The sequence below is a fragment of the Pseudoduganella albidiflava genome, assembly GCF_004322755.1.
In the GTDB taxonomy this organism is placed as follows: Bacteria; Pseudomonadota; Gammaproteobacteria; order Burkholderiales; family Burkholderiaceae_D; genus Rugamonas; species Rugamonas albidiflava.
In genome coordinates this window covers 6,481,139-6,497,560 of record NZ_CP036401.1, presented here as the reverse complement: position 1 = coordinate 6,497,560, position 16,422 = coordinate 6,481,139, and the positions used below count along the sequence as shown (strand labels likewise).

At 65.7% G+C, this 16,422-nt stretch carries 13 protein-coding genes; 1 reads left to right on the top strand and 12 read right to left on the bottom strand.

The features are described 5' to 3' along the window. Positions 1 to 385: 385 nt before the first annotated feature. Together EYF70_RS26945 and EYF70_RS26940 are read right to left on the bottom strand one after the other, a co-directional pair. Entirely contained in the window at positions 386 to 1,192 is an 807-nt protein-coding gene (locus EYF70_RS26945; protein WP_131148118.1) for a class I SAM-dependent methyltransferase, read from the bottom strand. A 125-nt stretch (positions 1,193 to 1,317) separates the two neighbouring features. After that, a complete protein-coding gene (locus tag EYF70_RS26940; RefSeq protein ID WP_131148117.1) occupies positions 1,318 to 2,019 on the bottom strand; it encodes a pyridoxamine 5'-phosphate oxidase family protein in 702 nt (233 codons plus the stop codon). Positions 2,020 to 2,108: 89 nt separating this feature from the next. Here EYF70_RS26940 and pdxR point away from each other — a divergent pair, with 89 nt between their 5' ends. Beyond that, positions 2,109 to 3,671, top strand: coding sequence for a MocR-like pyridoxine biosynthesis transcription factor PdxR (gene pdxR, locus EYF70_RS26935; RefSeq protein WP_131148116.1), 1,563 nt, complete (start codon positions 2,109 to 2,111; stop codon positions 3,669 to 3,671). On the opposite strand, the gene EYF70_RS26930 is transcribed toward pdxR, so the two are convergent. From EYF70_RS26930 to EYF70_RS26885, 10 genes are all read right to left on the bottom strand, one after another. Further along, positions 3,659 to 6,127 (bottom strand): TonB-dependent receptor plug domain-containing protein, encoded by a 2,469-nt coding sequence (locus EYF70_RS26930; RefSeq protein WP_131148115.1) that lies wholly within the window; start codon positions 6,125 to 6,127, stop codon positions 3,659 to 3,661. The two genes, pdxR and EYF70_RS26930, sit on opposite strands and share 13 nt — an antisense overlap. Positions 6,128 to 6,571: 444 nt before the next feature. Next, positions 6,572 to 7,330, bottom strand: coding sequence for a spermine/spermidine synthase domain-containing protein (locus tag EYF70_RS26925; protein ID WP_131148114.1), 759 nt, complete (start codon positions 7,328 to 7,330; stop codon positions 6,572 to 6,574). Positions 7,331 to 7,400: 70 nt separating this feature from the next. Next, positions 7,401 to 7,886 carry an FxDxF family PEP-CTERM protein gene (locus EYF70_RS26920; protein ID WP_131148113.1) on the bottom strand — a complete coding sequence of 162 codons (486 nt, stop codon included), beginning with the start codon at positions 7,884 to 7,886 and terminating at the stop codon, positions 7,401 to 7,403. 300 nt (positions 7,887 to 8,186) lie between these two features. Beyond that, positions 8,187 to 8,783: an FxDxF family PEP-CTERM protein gene (locus tag EYF70_RS26915; RefSeq protein WP_131148112.1), complete on the bottom strand. Its 597-nt coding sequence runs from the start codon at positions 8,781 to 8,783 to the stop codon at positions 8,187 to 8,189. A 172-nt stretch (positions 8,784 to 8,955) separates the two neighbouring features. Continuing rightward, a complete protein-coding gene (locus EYF70_RS26910) occupies positions 8,956 to 10,356 on the bottom strand; it encodes a sensor histidine kinase (protein WP_131148111.1) in 1,401 nt (466 codons plus the stop codon). Further along, positions 10,356 to 11,696: a sigma-54-dependent transcriptional regulator gene (locus EYF70_RS26905; protein ID WP_131148110.1), complete on the bottom strand. Its 1,341-nt coding sequence runs from the start codon at positions 11,694 to 11,696 to the stop codon at positions 10,356 to 10,358. Before EYF70_RS26905 ends, EYF70_RS26910 begins: the two co-directional genes overlap by 1 nt. 44 nt (positions 11,697 to 11,740) lie before the next feature. Continuing rightward, positions 11,741 to 12,994 (bottom strand): ABC transporter permease, encoded by a 1,254-nt coding sequence (locus tag EYF70_RS26900; protein WP_131148109.1) that lies wholly within the window; start codon positions 12,992 to 12,994, stop codon positions 11,741 to 11,743. 9 nt (positions 12,995 to 13,003) lie between these two features. Next, entirely contained in the window at positions 13,004 to 14,329 is a 1,326-nt protein-coding gene (locus tag EYF70_RS26895; protein WP_307722085.1) for an ABC transporter permease, read from the bottom strand. A 9-nt stretch (positions 14,330 to 14,338) separates the two neighbouring features. Then, the gene (locus EYF70_RS26890; protein WP_131148108.1) at positions 14,339 to 15,031 is read right to left on the bottom strand and encodes an ABC transporter ATP-binding protein; all 693 of its coding nucleotides are present in this window, start codon (positions 15,029 to 15,031) and stop codon (positions 14,339 to 14,341) included. Between the two features lie 45 nt (positions 15,032 to 15,076). After that, positions 15,077 to 16,348, bottom strand: coding sequence for an efflux RND transporter periplasmic adaptor subunit (locus EYF70_RS26885; RefSeq protein WP_131148107.1), 1,272 nt, complete (start codon positions 16,346 to 16,348; stop codon positions 15,077 to 15,079). Positions 16,349 to 16,422: the final 74 nt, after the last annotated feature.

The window sequence follows — 16,422 nt, the reverse complement described above, 5'->3', positions numbered from 1 at the left end:
TTAAACTATATAAAAATTTACAACAGTTGCCATTGTCGCGCCCCCTGCCGCAAGAGTAAGCTAGCACACTGCCGGGTAATCATTCCGGAATTGCCATAAAAGGTAATTGCCATACGTTCAAACATTGTTGTTGTAACAGTGAGTTTCAGTGAGACTGTTTCATGTGCAAATGCAGCATAATCACGCGGTTGTCATAAAGTGAAAGTTTCTTCGCATGAATGAGCTGATGTTGTCGGTTGCCGCCGTGTGCGGTTCCATGGTGGTAGGCTTCGTGGTGTTTTGCAGCTTCATGAGCCGCCTCCAGCGCAGGTGAAATGCGGCAGCCGCCGGCCTGCGTCGCCCGGCGGCTGTGGGTGTCAGGCAGCGATCTGCCGACCCGCCAGCATCATTGCTTCACGAACTTCAGTGTCATCCGGTCGCTTTCGCCGATCGCCGCATATTTCTCGCGTTCCGCATCCTTGTTCCCGTACGTGGGCGGCAATGCCCACACGCCGCCCTTGTGGTCGGCCGTATCCTTCGGGTTCGCGTTCACATCGGATTTCGCCATCAGCTTGAAGCCGGCCGCCTCGGCGAGCCGGATAACGTACGCTTCGTGCACGTAGCCGCTCGACGCCGTCGCATCCTGCGGCTTCGATGCCGGCAGGCGGTGGTCGACGACACCGAACACGCCGCCCGGCTTCAGTGCGTCGTGAACGCTCTTGAACACTTCCTTCAGCCGCGCGTCGCCTTCGTTCGTCCAGTTATGCACATTGCGGAAGGTGAGCACCATGTCGGCGCTGCCTTTCGGCGCGTAGCTGAATACGCCGTTGCCCGGTTCGAACGCGCCCAGCTGCACCTTGCCGAAGGCGGCCGGATTGGCGTCGAGCTTTTGCTTGAAGCGCTCGCCGGCGCGCGCCACGTTGGGCGCCTTCGAATCCGGCGTCGCGCCGGCAGCGACCAGCTTGCCCCGCTCGCGCAGGTAGGGCGCCAGGATTTCCGTGTACCAGCCGCCACCGGGCGACAGTTCCACCACCGTCATGTCCGGCCGGATGCCGAAGAACGTCAGCGTCTCGTAGGGGTGGCGGTAGGTATCCCGTTTCACGTTGTCCGGGCTGCGCTGGCTGCCGTTGATGGCAGCCTTCAGCGCATCGTCGGCCAGCGCCGGCGTGCTGCAGGTCGCTGCCAGGATGGCGGCGGCGAGGATTCGTTTCATGCGATCTCCTTATGAACATATGCGCGGCGCGAAATTGGCCGCGACCGGGCGATGATGTGCAATAAAGACAAGCCGGTCAAGCCAAATGAGGCGAGGCGCGACGGGAGATCGCCGAGAGGTGCCGCCTACTCCTGCCAGTGCCGCACGTAATAGGGCGCCGCGATGGTGCAGGCGGCATCGGGCACCGGTGCGCCGCGTACCTCGCGCAGCGGCAGCACGCCGGCCCAGGCGCGCACGTCCATGTCTTCCGGGTCGTCTTCCGGCGGTCCGCTGCGAACCTTGCATGCCGCCTCGGCCAGCGCGATGCGCAGCACCGTGGTGGCGGCGTATTCGTTGTCGTTGCCGGGCCGGATCTCGGCCTGCCGGCCAGGCGCCAGGTGTTCCATGAATGCCTCCAGCGCATCGCGCTTGTCCACTTCGCCGCTTTCCTCGACCTTCTCGAAGCGGCCGTAGATCACGGCGCTGCGGTAGTTCATCGAGTGGTTGAACGCGGAGCGCGCCATCACGAGGCCATCGACATGCGTGATCGTCACGCAGCATTCGTCGTCCAGCAGGCGTTTCACCATGCGGCTGCCATTCGAGCCGTGGATGTACAGGTGCTCGCCGATGCGCCAGCATGCCGTGGGGATGCAGTGAACGCCATGGTCGTCGCGGAACGCCACGTGGCAGATCCAGGCGGCGTCGATGATCGCATGCAGCACCGCCGGATCGTGGCTGGCGCGGTTGGCGGAACGCTTGACCTGCGTGCGGGCCGACGGGGCCGACGGGGCAGTGGGTTGGGCTGCAGGTTCTGCTGCAGATTCGGCGGCGGAAGGGGAAGTATTCATGGTCTCCATTCGGTGGGTTGAGGGCGCACTATAATGGCGCTGCTGGCTCCCGGAACAGGTCCAGGGGCGGCCAACCGAATGGAACCACGATGGATTACGCACTGCTGTTGTCGAACTTCGCGCGCGACCATGGGCACCGCAGCTGGCCGCGCCAGCGGCTGCTGCATGAATGCCTGCGCCATGCGATCCGTGCCGGCACGCTGGCGGCCGGCACGCGGCTGGTGGCCACGCGTGCCCTGGCGGCCGAGCTGGGCGTGGCCCGCAACACTGTGCTGTACGCCTATGAACAGCTGGCCAGCGAAGGTTTCGTGGTGCCGGACCGCCGCGGCACCGTGGTGGCCCGCTTCGTGCCCGAACCGGCAGCCGATGCGGCAACGCAGCGGCGTGGCCGGCTGCCGGCGGCGCAGGCCGGCCTGTCGCGCCGCGCCCTGAACCTGCGCCCGCTGTCGAATGGCGCCAGCGACGCCCAGGCCTTCGTGCCGGGCGTGCCGGACCTGCAGGCGTTTCCGCTGGCGCTGTGGCGCCGGCTGCTCGACCGGGCCTGGCGCGGACTCGATCCGGCGCAGCTGAACTACGGCGACCCGGCCGGCGCCTGGCCGTTGCGGACCGCGATCGCGGATTACCTGCGGGCGTCGCGGGGCGTGGTGTGCGAAGCCGGGCAGGTATTCATCACCGATGGCAGCCAGAGCACGCTGGACCTGTGCGCCCGTGCCTGCGCCGACGAAGGCGACACGGTATGGCATGAAAACCCCGGCTACGGCGGCGCGCTGGCGGCATTCCGCCACGCCGGCCTGGCGGTGGAAGGCATCGCGGTGGACGAGGAGGGCATGGCGCCTTCGGCGCAGGACTGGCAGGCGCGCCGGCCAAGGCTGGTCTACACCACGCCGTCGCACCAGTACCCGGTAGGCACCGTGCTGTCGCTGGCCCGGCGGCTGGCGCTGATCGACGGCGCCCGCCGGAGCGGCGCGCTGATCATCGAGGACGACTACGACAGCGAGTTCCGCCACGACGGCCCGCCGCTGGCGGCAATGCAGGGGCTGGCGCCGGATGCGCCGGTGCTGTACTGCGGCACGTTCAGCAAGACCATGTTCCCCGGCCTGCGCATCGGCTACCTGGTGGTGCCGCCCGGCCTGGCGCCGCAACTGGCGCTGCTGCGCGCCCAGTCATCGGCGGCGGGGCGGGTGGCCGAGCAGCTGGCGCTGGCGGAATTCGTCACCAGCGGGCAGTTCCTGCTGCATTTGCGGCGCATGCGGCGGCTGTACCGCGAACGGCGCGATGCGCTGGTCGCCGCCCTGGAAAAACACCTGGGCCGCATCGCCACCGTGCATGGCGCCTCGGCCGGCATGCACCTGTCGCTGCGCTTGCCGGACTGGCTGCCGGATGAAGCGATCCGCGCCAGGGCTCGCGAGGAGGGCATCGTCGTGAATGCGCTGTCGGCCCACGCGGTGCAGGAAGCCGCGGCTGGCCAGGTCCCCTGGAATGGACTGATGCTGGGCTATGCCCAGGTACCCGCGGAAGCGATGGAAGGATTGGTGAAGCGGCTGGCGGCCGTGATCCACCTGGCCGCCTATGAGGCGGAGCGCTTCCGGCCGGCGCAGGGCCGGCCGGAAGTGCGCCCGAAATTACACCGGGACGCGCGTCAGAACGCGTAGTCGGCGCGCACGTACATGCTGCGGCCGTTGATGCCGAACGGGCAGGTTTCCCAGCAGTGCGTGAAGCCCAGTTGCGGGAACGGTGCAGCGCGCGTCTTGTCCCACTCGGTCGGGTAGGTGTCGAACACGTTGTTCACGCCCAGTTGCAGGCCGAGCTTCTTCGTGAAGTTGTAGCGCAGCGTCATGTCGGCGATCCACTTGCCTTCCCAGGTCTGGATGAAGCCCGGCGTGAAGCCCTGGCCCTGCACCTCGCCGTAGTAGTTGGCGCGCACGTTGCCGTTCCACTTGCCCATCGTGTAGTCGGCCGACAGCACGTGGTGCTTGCGCGGCTGGCCATGCTCGATCAGCGTGACCTGCGATGCGTCGAACAGCTGTTCGCCGGTCAGGATCGACGAGGTGGAGTGGCGGCCGGTGACTTCGGTCTTGTTGAAGCCCAGCTGGCCGGACAGCACCAGCGTGGAGCCCGGCCAGCGCGACGTATGTTCGGCCACGATGTCGATGCCGCGCGTCTTGGTGTCGACGGCATTGGTGAAGAACTGCGCCTGGCCCACCTTCAGCGGCACCAGCACGTTGGCGATCGGGCCGCCGCCCGCTTCCGGCGAGATCGTGCTGGAGAACACGATGCGGTCCTTGATCTTGATCTGGTACACGTCGGTCGTCAGCGAGAAGTTCGGCAGCGGACGCAGCACGATGCCCATGCTGGCGTTGCGCGAGGTTTCCTCCTTCAGCGGCGCGATCCCCAGTGCCCGCGTGACTGGGCTGTCCTGGCGCGCGGTCAGCGTCTCGGTCAGCACGCCGGCGGCGTTCAGGTTGGTCGACACGGAGCTGTAGAACGCTTGCTGCACGCCCGGGGCGCGGAAGCCGGACGAGAAGCTGCCGCGCACGCCCACCTGTTTCGACGGATCCCAGCGCGCGGTGACCTTGCCGGTGGTAGTGCTGCCGAAGTCCGAGTATTTCTCGTAGCGCACCGCGCCCGTCAGCATCAGCGTGTCGAGCGCGCGCCATTCCACGTCGCCATACAGCGCGATGTTGTGGCGGCCTTCGTCCACCTCGGTCGACGGCGTGTAGCCCGGGAAGCCCTGGGTGCCCGATGCGGCCACCGTGCCGGCCGGCGTGAGGATCTGGATCGCCGGGTTGTTGGTGCGGCCATACTGGTACGACACCGGATCGCCGGCCACGATCTCGTAGCCGTCGCGCCGCCATTCGAAGCCGGTGGCGAAGAACACGCCCTTGGCGACCGGGCCTTTCAGGTCGGCGTTGAACGTGGTCTGGTTGAACTTCAGCTTGCCGGTATCGGCTTCCAGCGGCGATTCGCCATAGATGCCGCCGCCGTTGGGGCGCGGCTCGTACCAGTAGCTGACATTGATCGTGTTCTTTTCATGGAACGCCAGTTCGCTGCGGCCATGGTTGACGGAGACGTCGGCCTTCCATTCATTGGGCAGGTCGAGCCGGTAGCCGACGGCCAGCGAGGCATCCTTGACGGTGGTGCGGATGTTCGGCAGGTAGCCTTCCGGGTACACGGCCGTGACAGTGCGGTCGTCGCCCGCCGAGCGGAAGAAGCCGGACGAATCGCCCTTGCGTTTCGAGGCGCCGCCGAATGCATAGAACTCGCCGCCGCGGCCGGCCGGCAGGGCCGCGTTGGCCCACAGGTAAGCGTCCTTCGCGTCGCTGTCGCCGATGCGCTGCGTGACGCGGGGCGGATCGGTGCGCGCGGTATCGAGGCCGGCGCGGTTGGTTTCGTTGCGGCGGCGGCCTTCCACGGAAACGTTGATGTAGCCGCCATCGCTGCCCAGCGCCCAGCCGCGGTTCACGCTGCCGGAAATCATGTCGCCGTCGCCTTCGGACGTGGTGCCCACCTGGCCGGACACCTGGGTTTCGTTCACGTTCGACTTCAGCACGATGTTGATCACGCCGGCGATCGCGTCGGAACCGTATTGCGCGGCGGCGCCGTCGCGCAGCACTTCGATGTGGTGGATGGCCGACAGCGGGATCGCATTGATGTCGGTACCGGCCGAGCCGCGGCCCACGGTCTGTTGCACGTTGACCAGCGCCTGCTGGTGGCGGCGCTTGCCGTTCACCAGCACCAGCAGCTGGTCCGGGCCCAGCGAGCGGAGCGTGGCGGGGCGGATGATGTCGGTGCCGTCGCTGATGAAGGTGGACGAGAAGTTGAACGACGGGTCGAGCGATTGCAGCAGCTTGCCCAGTTCCAGCGGGCCGGCGGTCTGCATGTCCTTCACGTTGATCAGGCCCACCGGCGCGGCGGTGTCGAGCGCGGTGCGGGCGGCGGAACGCGAACCCAGCACGACCACGGTTGCCTGTTCGGTCGGCTGTTCGGCTTGTTGCACCGCTGCGGTGCCGGATGGCTGGGCATCGGCGGCGGTCTGCGCGGAAGCGTGCGCGGCCAGCAACAGGGCGGCGCTGGCGAGCACGGTACGGCGGAAAGTGTTCTGCTTCATGTGTCTTTTATCGTCTCTTGGTTGGATGGGGGCGAAGCATGCATGGGGGTGTCCCGCGCTGAGTCTACCCGGCCCGGTAATAAAGTAGTAACGCCCTGTTGCGCCGAATGAACGTGCTGAAAATATTGCGTGATTTATATGACGAAGTCGCTTACCCTGTTGCCCCTCCATCTGCCGGACCCGGCAATTTCTCGGCCGGGCGCGACATTTTTACGACAGTCAAGCGTGAGGGGGTTCAAGCGTGAAGCGGTGAAGTGGCCGCTGCCGGTGGCCGTGCAGGGCACCGCCACGCCACTGTGGAGTGGGAAGTACATGCGGGCCGCCGCGCGGGCGATCACGCTGTCCGGCCCCGGCTGGAAGCCGCACCTGGCTGCCGGCGCCAGCGCCGGATCGATCGGTTTCCGCGCTACCGCCAGGAAAGCGGGGCGATGCCTGACCGGAGGGCTAGCCCTGGTCCAGCATCCATTCCTTCAGGCCATCGACCCACTTCCTGGCGGGCAGGTTGTAGGTCTTCCGGATGGCTGCCGCACGTTCGTACAGTACGGAAAAGTCCAGCACCGGGGCGGTCTTGAACGCGATCGCGACGATGTTCGCATCGTGCACTTCGGGCAGCCACACCACGGCATCGAAGGCCAGTTCCATGTGCTGCAGGTTGCGCTCGTAGTTGTCGAATTCGCCGAACACGTTGGCCGTCATGATGCCGTGTTCCGTCAGGCAGTCGCTGCACGCCTGGTAGAACTCGGGCGAGTCCAGCACCGGGCCGCGCGCTTCCTCGTCGTACAGGTCGACCTGCAGCACGTCGATGGCGCCGCGGTTGGCCGGGTCGTGGACGAAATCGAGGGCATCCATCTGGCGTACGTTCAACCGTTCATCGTTGGGCGGCAGGCCGAACATCGCCTCGCACACCGCGATCACGTTGGGATTGAGTTCGGCGACCGATACGCGGGCGCCGGGGAAGCGCCCGTGGCAGAACTTCGTCAGCGCGGCGCTGCCCAGGCCGAGCTGGGCAATGTGGCGGGGCTGCTGCAGGAACAGCATCCACATCATCATCATCTGCACGTACTCGAGCTCGATGGCGTCGGGCTTCGACAGCCGCATTGCGCCCTGCACCCACGACGTGCCGAGGTGGAGCGAGCGTACGCCTTCGAATTCGGTGATGGTGGCGGGAGGGTGGCCGGGCTGGTCGAAACGGGTCTTTTGCATCCCGGAAGTTTACCAGCCATGAAAAAAAGGCGCCGAAGCGCCTTTTTTGGGAGCGTACTGCTCGAGTTGATTACTGCTGTTTGCGACGACGTGCTGCGAAGGCCAGCACGCCCAGGCCGCCGGCCAGCATGCCGTAGGTTGCAGGTTCCGGAACTGCCGTCACGGTGAAGTTGCCGCCGTAGCTGGCCACGTCGCCGGTGACGGTGCCGTTCACGACCAGCGTCAGCGGGCCGGACACATCCTGACCCAGGATGGCAGCGATCGACAGGGAACCCAGGTCGGCCGTTGCAACGTCCACGCCGTTCAGCGTTACGTCGGTGAACGTTACATCGCTCCAGGCGCTGGCGTTGTTGATCAGGCCAGCGAAGACCGTGCCCACACCGTCGAAGCCGGTGAAGGTGAACGTGTCGCTGAAGGCGCCCTCGGTGTGGGTGTTGCCCACGAGTGCCGAGTAGACGTTCGGGCCGCCGATCAGGTCGACGGTGATGTCATCGGCGAATGCGGAGCCGAAGGCGGGCAGCAGTGCGGCTGCCAGTACGAGAGATTTCAATTTCATGCTTTACCTCGTCGAAGAGTTATTAACTATAAGGAGTCGACAAGTTAAGCCAGCTTTAAGGTGTTGTCAATAATTTATTGAAGCCGTTACAAATAGGTACAAAAAAAAGACGCCGCGGCGTCTTTTGGTAAATTAACGTAAGTTGCTGATTTATAACAGGTTTTAGATTAAAAAGATTTCATTTGGAAATATATAATTCCGGAGTTTAATATTAATTCCTGGAAAAATACTTGATGATCATCAAGTTTAAATATCACAAGGAAATAATATTTCGACAAGGACATTATTAACGAGAAACTTTTAATTCTTGTTGGACATTTTAATGTCGACTGATGGTTTTCTTCGGCTCAGCCAGGCCAGCATCCCCAAGCCACCAAAAAGCATTGCATAGGTATCCGGCTCCGGAACCGGACTGATATTGATCGTCCCCGCATAGCTGGCCGAAGCGCCCCCCATCGCGCCTTCCACGGTGCCATACACCGTCAGCACCAGCGGGCCCATGATCGGCGTATTGATCAGCCAGCCGTATTCGAAGACGCCGTCGTCCGTCAGCGTCATGTCATTGCCGTTAATCTCCGCCCTGTCGAAGTTGATGTTTGAGAACGGCTGGAAGCCGATCGTGACCACGCTCGAGTCGACGAACCAGCTGCCGTCCGAGGGCGAGAAGTTGAACGTGTCGATGAAGGCGCCCGTCTCGATGTGCGTGACGCCGAAGTGCGCCGACAGCGTGCCATCGGCGGCGCCGCCCAGGTTGACATTGGTGACGGAGTTGTCGGCCTGCGCCGCCCCCGCGAAGGCCAGCGCGGCTGCCAGTGCCGCGCCCGGTAAAAACGAGTGACATTTCATGATGATTCCCCGGTTGAAGTGCGGCCCGACGCGGGCCGCGTAGGGACACATTAGAACTGCCGGGTTCAGTTGCGAGGCCTTTCTTGTTGACTTTTGCGCAAGTTCAATGCGTCAAATTGCGCGACATCATGCCTGCCGGACACGATTCCCGGGTGGCACCTTCGGTTGTCCCCTCAGTGACTCCCTCAGTGACTCGCTCCGTGACCCTCAGCTACCGCCTGCCTCAGGCGGCGTCCGGCAGGCTGGCCGGCAACAGCAGTGTCACGGCCAGGCCGCCACCGTCGCGGTTCGCCAGCGTGATCCGGCCGCCATGTGCCTCGGCGATCTCGCGCGCCAGCGCCAGACCCAGGCCGGTGCCGCTGCGCTTGGTGGAATAGAAGGGCACCAGTGCGTTCGCCAGCACCGTATCGCTCATGCCCGGCCCCCGATCCCGCACTTCGATGCGCACGGTGTCCTGCACGTGGCGGATGTCCAGCGCGACGGCCTCCGGCGGCGAACCCGATTCATGGGCGTTCTTCAGCAGGTTCAGCAGCGCCTGCTCCAGCTGGGCGGCATCGAAGGCCGCCGCTTCGGCCGGCAGCGTGCCCACCACCCGGAACGGAACCTGTTCGGCCAGGCGGGCCACGAAGCCGGGCCATGGGTGCGGCTGGCGGCGCGGCGCCGGCAGCTTGGCGAAGCGCGCATAGCCGAGGATGAAGCCTTCCAGGTGGCGGGTGCGTTCCTCGATCGTGGCAAGGATCTGCGGCAGGCGTTCGGTCTGCCCACGGCGCACCAGTTCCGCGCCGGAATGGGCGAGCGACGCCAGCGGGGCCAGCGAATTGTTCAGTTCATGGCTGATCACGCGGATCACTTTCTTCCATGTCTGCACTTCCTGGCGCCGCAACTCCAGCGTGAGCTGGCGCAGCAGCAGCAATTCGTGGCGCCGGCCGTTCAGGTTGAAGCGGCGGCGCGCCAGGTGGAACACTTCCTCGCTGTCGCCCTCGCCGGTCGTGAACAGGCCATCGCCGCCACGGGCGACCGCTTCGCGCAGCGGCACGGCGGAACGTTCCAGCAGCGCGTCCAGCCGGTGTCCTTCGAGCTTGCGCCCGCCGTGCAGCATGTGCCGCGCCGCCACGTTGGCGTACACGATCGCGCCCGCATCGGCCACCAGCAGCATCGCCACCGGCGTGTTCTGCACCATGGTGTCCAGCAGCAGTTCGCGCTGCACGAGGTTGAGGCGCTGTTCGCGCAACACTTCGCCCAGCGCGTTATGGGCGTCCACCAGTTCGCGCAGCTCGTCGCCCTGGGGCCAGTGCAGGCTGAAGGAGAAGTCGCCGTCGCGGTAGCTCGTGACGGTGCCGGCCAGTGCCCGGTACAGCGAGATGATCGGCTTGAGCTGCGAGCGGATCGTGATCACCGACAGCGGCACCACGCACAGCAGGCACACCGACAGGACGAGCCAGGGCCGGTCGGGAAAATAATGGTCGAGCGCCAGCGCGATCAGGATGCCGACGGTGAGCAGGGTGCCGACCAGCGCCGACCAGCGCGTAAGAAGCGAAAGCCGGATGGCTTTCGGGCGTGTTCCGGTATCGATGGCTGCGCGGCCATCCTTGCCGGCAGGGTTGCCGCCCGGCGGATGCGCCATCAGGGCCGCGCGATGCCGAGCCGCTCCATGCGGCGGTACAGCGCCTGGCGCGACAGGCCCAGTTCCGCGGCCGCCTGCGCCACGATGCCGTTGGCGCGCGCCAGCGCGGAACTGATCGCGTCGCGGTCCGGTTCAACGTCCGGCGCGCCGGCGGGAGCGGTCGCCGCGGGCAGCCCCAGGTCGGCGGCGCCCACCTCCGGCCCGGCGGACAGCAGCCGGGCACGCGCCATCACGTTCTTCAGCTCGCGCACATTGCCGGGCCAGGCATGCGCCAGCAGCGCCGCTTCGGCATCCGGGCGCAGCGACTTGCCGGTGCCGAGGAAGTGGCGCGCCAGCGGCAGGATGTCGCCCGGCCGTGCGGCCAGCGCCGGCAATTTCAGTTCGATCACATTCAGGCGGTAATACAGGTCTTCGCGAAAGGTGCCGGCGCGGATCATGGCCGGCAGGTCGGCATTCGTGGCGCTGACCACGCGCACCGCCACCTTCCGCTCGCGGTTCGAGCCCAGGCGCTCGAAGCGGCCCGTCTCCAGCACCCGCAGCAGTTTCATCTGGCCGGCCAGCGGCAGGTTGCCGATTTCGTCGAGGAACAGGGTGCCGCCATCGGCCGCCTCGAACTTGCCTTCGCGGGCTTTCGACGCGCCGGTGTAGGCACCGGCATCGGCGCCGAACAGTTCCGCCTCGATCAGTTCCGCCGGCAGCGCGCCGCAATTGAGCACCACGAACGGGCCGTCCGCCACCGGCGAGTTGGCCTGGATGATCTCGGCGATGCGTTCCTTGCCGGTGCCGTTCGGACCGCTGACCAGCACCGGCACGTCGGCCCGCGCCACCTGGCAGGCCAGGTGCAGCACGCGTTCGGTGGCCGGATCTTGCCAGACGATGCCGCGCAGGTCGTATTGCTCCAGTTCGCGCCGCTGGCGCAGCTCGCCCTGCAGCCGCTGGCGCAGCGCGCGGTTGGCCTGGCCCAGCTCCAGCAGGTTCTTGACGGTGGCCACCAGCCGCCCGTCGTTCCAGGGCTTGGCCAGGTAATCGGCGGCGCCGGCCTTGATCAGGTCCACCGCCGCATCCAGGTGCGTCCATGCCGTGAGCAGGATGACCGGCAGGTCGGGGTGGCGCTTGCGGATCGCCCGGAACAGCGCCACACCTTCCTCGCCGGACGTGGTGTCGGCACTGAAGTTCATGTCCTGGATGACCAGGTCGACCGTGGCGGCGTTGCGCTCGAGCAGGGCCAGGCCCTCGTCGGGTGAAGCCGCGCGCAGGGCGGCGATATCGTGCAGTGAAAACAGCACTTCCAGCGCCATTGTGATGGCGGCATTGTCGTCGATGATCAGTACGGTCGGCATGGTGGCGTCAGCATAACATTGCTGTACTTCATTGCGGCACTTCCTCAAACCACCCCGCGGGTGGCGGTGGCCGGCGAAATGCTGGCCGCGCGCCAGGCCGGGCCATACACGGCGGCGATGCCCAGGGCCAGGAAGGCCGCGGCGCCGGCCAGCAGGTAGCTGGCCGGCAGCCGTGCCAGTTCCAGGTTCGTCACCAGCAGGTGGTTCAGGCCCAGCGCGCCTAGCAGCCCGGCGGCCACACCGGCGCTGGTGATCATCACGTTCTCGGTGATGAAGTAGCGCAGGATGTCCACCCGGCGCGCCCCCAGTGCACGGCGCACGCCGATCTGCTTGCGCCGCTGCGTGACCCACAGGCTGGCCATGCCGACGATGCCGCTGGCGGTGACCAGCATCAGCAGCACGCTGACGGCGACCAGCATCCAGGCCAGGCCGCGGTCTGCGCGATAGCGGTTCCTGCGATCCTCATCGAACGTTTTCGCACGTACCACGATCTGGTTGTTGGCATCCTTGCGCAGGACCGCTTCCGTTTCCTTCATCACGCGGTCGCGCTGGCCCGGTTCGGCGCGCACCGTGTACATGGCGCGCGGCGACGTGATGCGGCGAATCGGCTGGATGATCGACATCTCGCCCCGTTCGCCCACCTCGGCGCCGGTCGATTGCAGACGCTCGACCACGCCGACCACGCGGGCCGCCGTGGCATCGCTGCCGGTGCCGAAGTACACCTGCTTGCCGACATAACTGGCCGAGTCGGGCCACACTTTTTTCGCCAGCGCCCGGGTGATGATGATCACGCTGGTTTCATAGGCGTCCTTCGTCATGTCCAGGTTCACCACCTCCGTGGGCTGGAAGTCGCGGCCTTCCACGAGTTTCAGGCCCCATGTCTTGACCAGCGAATCGGGTGACACGTAGTACGCGGTTCCCGTCGACACCTTCACCTGGTCGCGGCTCGCGGCCATGCCCGTATTGTTGCCCGAATTGGACAGCGGAACCTGGTTGGTCTGCGCCACCGATTCCACGCCCGGCACGGCGCGCAGGAGCGCGGCCTGGCGGACCTGTTGCGCCACCATGTCGTTGAAGGTGCTTGCGGAATTGAGTTCGCTGACCTGCAAGTGGAAGATGTCGGCCTCGCGCTCCACGCCCGACGGCCGGTCCATGACGGCCTGGCGCACGTTGACGATATGCAGCGCGTTGGCCAGGATCGCGAGGCTCAGTGCAACCTGCACGGCCACGAGGACGGGGCCGGTCTTGTTGCGCATCAGCGCGGCCAGGATGGGACGAAATTCCGGGTTGAATGCCATCTCGGTCTCCTATTGGGATTTCAGTTGCAGGGCAGGGGTCACCTGGCAGGCCCGCCAGGTGGGCAGCAGGCCGGCCAGGATCGCCGCGGCCACGGCCATTGCGAACGTCACGCACAGCATGGCCCAGTCCATCCGCGCCACGAGCGCCAGCTCTTTCGACTGCAGCGAGATCAGGCCCAGTGCGCCCAGTGCCAGCAGCAGGCCCAGTACGCCACCGGCCAGGCCGATGACGGCCGTCTCGACCAGGAATTGATGAAAGATCTCCTTGCGCGAGGCGCCCAGGGCGCGGCGCACGCCAACTTCCGGCGCCCGTACGGAAAACTTCGCCAGCAACAGGCCCACGGTGTTCACCAGGCACAGCAGCAGGAAGCCGAATGCGAGCCAGGCCGACAGCTTGTTGTCGTTGCCAACCACCTTCAGGTGTTCCAGCCATTCGGTGAGGTTGTACAGGTGGTTCGGTGCATTGCGCGGCATGCGGCCCAGCTTGCGCTGCTCGGCCGCATAGCCGTCGATCCAGTCCTGCAACGCGGCGCGGTCGGCCGCGGAGTGCAGCTCGAACCAGAACTGGATCCAGGTGCACTCGGAGCGGATGAAGGCCTGGTAGCCGGCACCGGCGCTGCTGGTGCAATTGGTGCTGCCGCTGTTGTTCCATTCGTGCCGCACGGCCGTTGCCATGGGCAGGAAGAATTCATCCTCCTCGTCGAATGCGCCCATGCCCACGATGCGGTGGAAGCGCGGGATCGGATCCCAATTGTCGATAACGCCCGTGATCAGGAAATCGAAACCGTTGTAGCGCAGCCGCCGGCCCACCGGGTTGTCGTTGCCATACAGCTTTTCCGACAGCGCGCGGGTCAGGACCATCACGTCGGCACCCGCCTTGTCGTCCGCCTCGCTCCACGCCTGGCCATGCAGGAAGGGAATCTCGAACATGGCGAAGAAATCGCGATAGGGGCCGCCGCCGGTGACGACGAACGGCGCGATATCCTTGCGATCCGGCTGGATCGTGCCGCCCAGCCCCATCATCGCCGTGCGCCGCGCACCCTGGCCGCTGGCCTGGAGATTCATCGCATCGGTGTAGCTGACCTGGTCGTCGTTGGGTTTGTCGCCCGGCGAATAGCCTTCCAGCGGGCCGTTGTTGAACACGACCGAGATCATCCGCTCGCTCTTGTGCGGCATCGGGTTGCCGGACATGACATGCAGGATCGTCAGCGTCGACACGCTGGCGGCCACGCCGATGGCCAGCGTGAGCACCATCAGCGCCGTCAGCGCCGGGTTGCGGCGCAGGTTGCGCAGGCCCAGTTTGAAGTAATAACCGAACATATGGGACGAGAACATGCCGTCTCCTTACGCCGCCAGCGTGGGCGACTTGCGCACCAGGTCCGATACCTGGCCATCGATGATATGCACGTTGCGCTGCGAGCGGGTGGCCAGCTCGGGGTCGTGGGTGACCATCAGGATCGTGGTGCCCTGGGCATTGATCTCCTCCAGCAGTTCCATCACGCCACGCGCCATCTGCGTGTCGAGGTTGCCGGTCGGTTCGTCCGCCAGCAGCAGCTTCGGGGTGCCGGCCAGCGCCCGGGCAATCGCCACGCGCTGTTGCTGGCCGCCCGACAGCTCGGCCGGGTAGTGCTTCATGCGCGACGCCAGGCCCACCTTGGCCAGCGCATCCTCGATGCGTTCCTTCCGTTCGGCCGCGTTGAAGCCGCGATAGCGCAGCGGCACGTCGACGTTGTCGAACAGCGACAGGTCGGGAATCAGGTTGAAGCCCTGGAAGATGAAGCCCAGCTTCTCGTTGCGCAGCTTCGAGCGGGCGTTGTCGTCCATGCCTTTCACGTTGATGCCATCGAGGATGTATTCGCCGGCGGTGAATTCCTCCAGCAGACCGGCGATGTTCAGGAAACTCGTCTTGCCCGAGCCGGACGGCCCGGTGACGGTGACGAACTCGCCCTGTTTCACATGAATCTCGAAGCCGCGCAGCGCGTGCGTTTCGATCATGTGGGTACGATAGACTTTGCTCAGGTTTTGCATGCGCAGCATGGTGGCCTCTTGTCGGAAGTGAGTGATGACTGCTTACTTGACTGCTTACTTGTTGATGGCGACGCGCTTGGCGTTCTCGAATGTTTCGGTGCCGGCGACGACGACCCTGTCGCCCTGTTTCAGGCCGGACAGGATTTCCACGGCGTTGATGCTGGTGGCGCCCATGCGGATCGGCGTGCGCACGGCCACGCCATCCTGCACGAGGTAGGCGTAGCGGCCGCCTTCGGATTCCACGAAGGGCCCGCGCGGCAGCAGCAGCACATTGGCTTTCTCGTCGATCAGCAGGCGTGCCTGCACGCGCTGGCTCTGGCGCAGGCCGTCAGGCTGCCGGCCTTCGAAGCGCACGCGCGCCAGCACCTGGTTCTTCACCACTTCCGGCGACAGGGCCGACAGCTTGCCGGGCGTGGTGGCGCCGTTCACCGTGATCTCGGCGCGCATGCCCAGGCCCAGGTCGTTGACATAGGTTTCCGGCACTTCGAGTTCGACTTCCAGCGCGGACAGGTCGACCAGCGTCATCAGCGGCGTGTTGGCCTGCACCACGCTGCGGTTGGCCACGCTCAAGGTCCCGATGAAGCCGTCCACGGGGGCGCGCACGGTCAGCTCGTCGACGCGGCGCCGGGCATTGGCCAGCACCAGCTTCTGCCGTTCCAGCTGCGCCGTTTTCGTGCGCAGCGCCAGGTCGACATCGTCCTTCTCCAGCGTGGATGCCTGGATGGCATGGCGTGCCCGGATCTCGGCGGCGCGCAGCGCATCCCTGGCTTTCTGGTAATCGATCTTGGCGACCACGCCTTCGTTGGCCACGCCGTCGTAGCGCTCCAGTGTGCGCTGCGCGGACAGGCGTTCGATCTCGGCCGTGTCGGCATCGCGCTGCGCCAGCAGCTTCTGCTTGCGTGCCAGGATCTGCTGCCGCGCCACTTCGGCGGCCAGTTCCTGGTAGCTCGACTGCTCTTTCTTCAGCTCGTCGGTCAGGTCGGGCGATTCCAGCACGGCCAGCACATCGCCCTGTTTCACGGTATCGCCGGCGCGCACCTTCAGCGTGACGGTGGAGGAGGGCGCCGTCGAGTACAGCGTGGGGCTGACGGCGGCCACGATGCGGCCGTTGACGGCGGCATCGCGGACCAGCGTGCCGCGCGTGACTTCGGCGACGCGCAGGCGCGCCGCGCTGACCGAATGCTCGCTGGCGGACCAGTTGCGCACTGCCAGGAAGGCGGCGGCGGCGAGCAGGGCCACGCCGCCGGCCAGCAGCGCGCGGCGCTGCCATTGCCGGCCGGGGGGCGTGGCGAGGACGGTGTCCTGGTGGGAGGTGTCGCGGATCATGGTGGGGCCTGCAAGGTCAATGTTGCCTTTTACATTGCAGAAACCGTGCCAGATGCTAAGTAATTGTTTTTACA

Coding starts and splice junctions, on each gene's coding strand:
- EYF70_RS26945 (WP_131148118.1), bottom strand. CDS start 1,192: ATGAAACGAATCCTCGCCGCCGCCATCCTGGCAGCGACCTGCAGCACG.
- EYF70_RS26940 (WP_131148117.1), bottom strand. CDS start 2,019: ATGAATACTTCCCCTTCCGCCGCCGAATCTGCAGCAGAACCTGCAGCC.
- pdxR (WP_131148116.1), top strand. CDS start 2,109: ATGGATTACGCACTGCTGTTGTCGAACTTCGCGCGCGACCATGGGCAC.
- EYF70_RS26930 (WP_131148115.1), bottom strand. CDS start 6,127: ATGAAGCAGAACACTTTCCGCCGTACCGTGCTCGCCAGCGCCGCCCTG.
- EYF70_RS26925 (WP_131148114.1), bottom strand. CDS start 7,330: ATGCAAAAGACCCGTTTCGACCAGCCCGGCCACCCTCCCGCCACCATC.
- EYF70_RS26920 (WP_131148113.1), bottom strand. CDS start 7,886: ATGAAATTGAAATCTCTCGTACTGGCAGCCGCACTGCTGCCCGCCTTC.
- EYF70_RS26915 (WP_131148112.1), bottom strand. CDS start 8,783: ATGTGTCCCTACGCGGCCCGCGTCGGGCCGCACTTCAACCGGGGAATC.
- EYF70_RS26910 (WP_131148111.1), bottom strand. CDS start 10,356: ATGGCGCATCCGCCGGGCGGCAACCCTGCCGGCAAGGATGGCCGCGCA.
- EYF70_RS26905 (WP_131148110.1), bottom strand. CDS start 11,696: ATGCCGACCGTACTGATCATCGACGACAATGCCGCCATCACAATGGCG.
- EYF70_RS26900 (WP_131148109.1), bottom strand. CDS start 12,994: ATGGCATTCAACCCGGAATTTCGTCCCATCCTGGCCGCGCTGATGCGC.
- EYF70_RS26895 (WP_307722085.1), bottom strand. CDS start 14,329: ATGTTCTCGTCCCATATGTTCGGTTATTACTTCAAACTGGGCCTGCGC.
- EYF70_RS26890 (WP_131148108.1), bottom strand. CDS start 15,031: ATGCTGCGCATGCAAAACCTGAGCAAAGTCTATCGTACCCACATGATC.
- EYF70_RS26885 (WP_131148107.1), bottom strand. CDS start 16,348: ATGATCCGCGACACCTCCCACCAGGACACCGTCCTCGCCACGCCCCCC.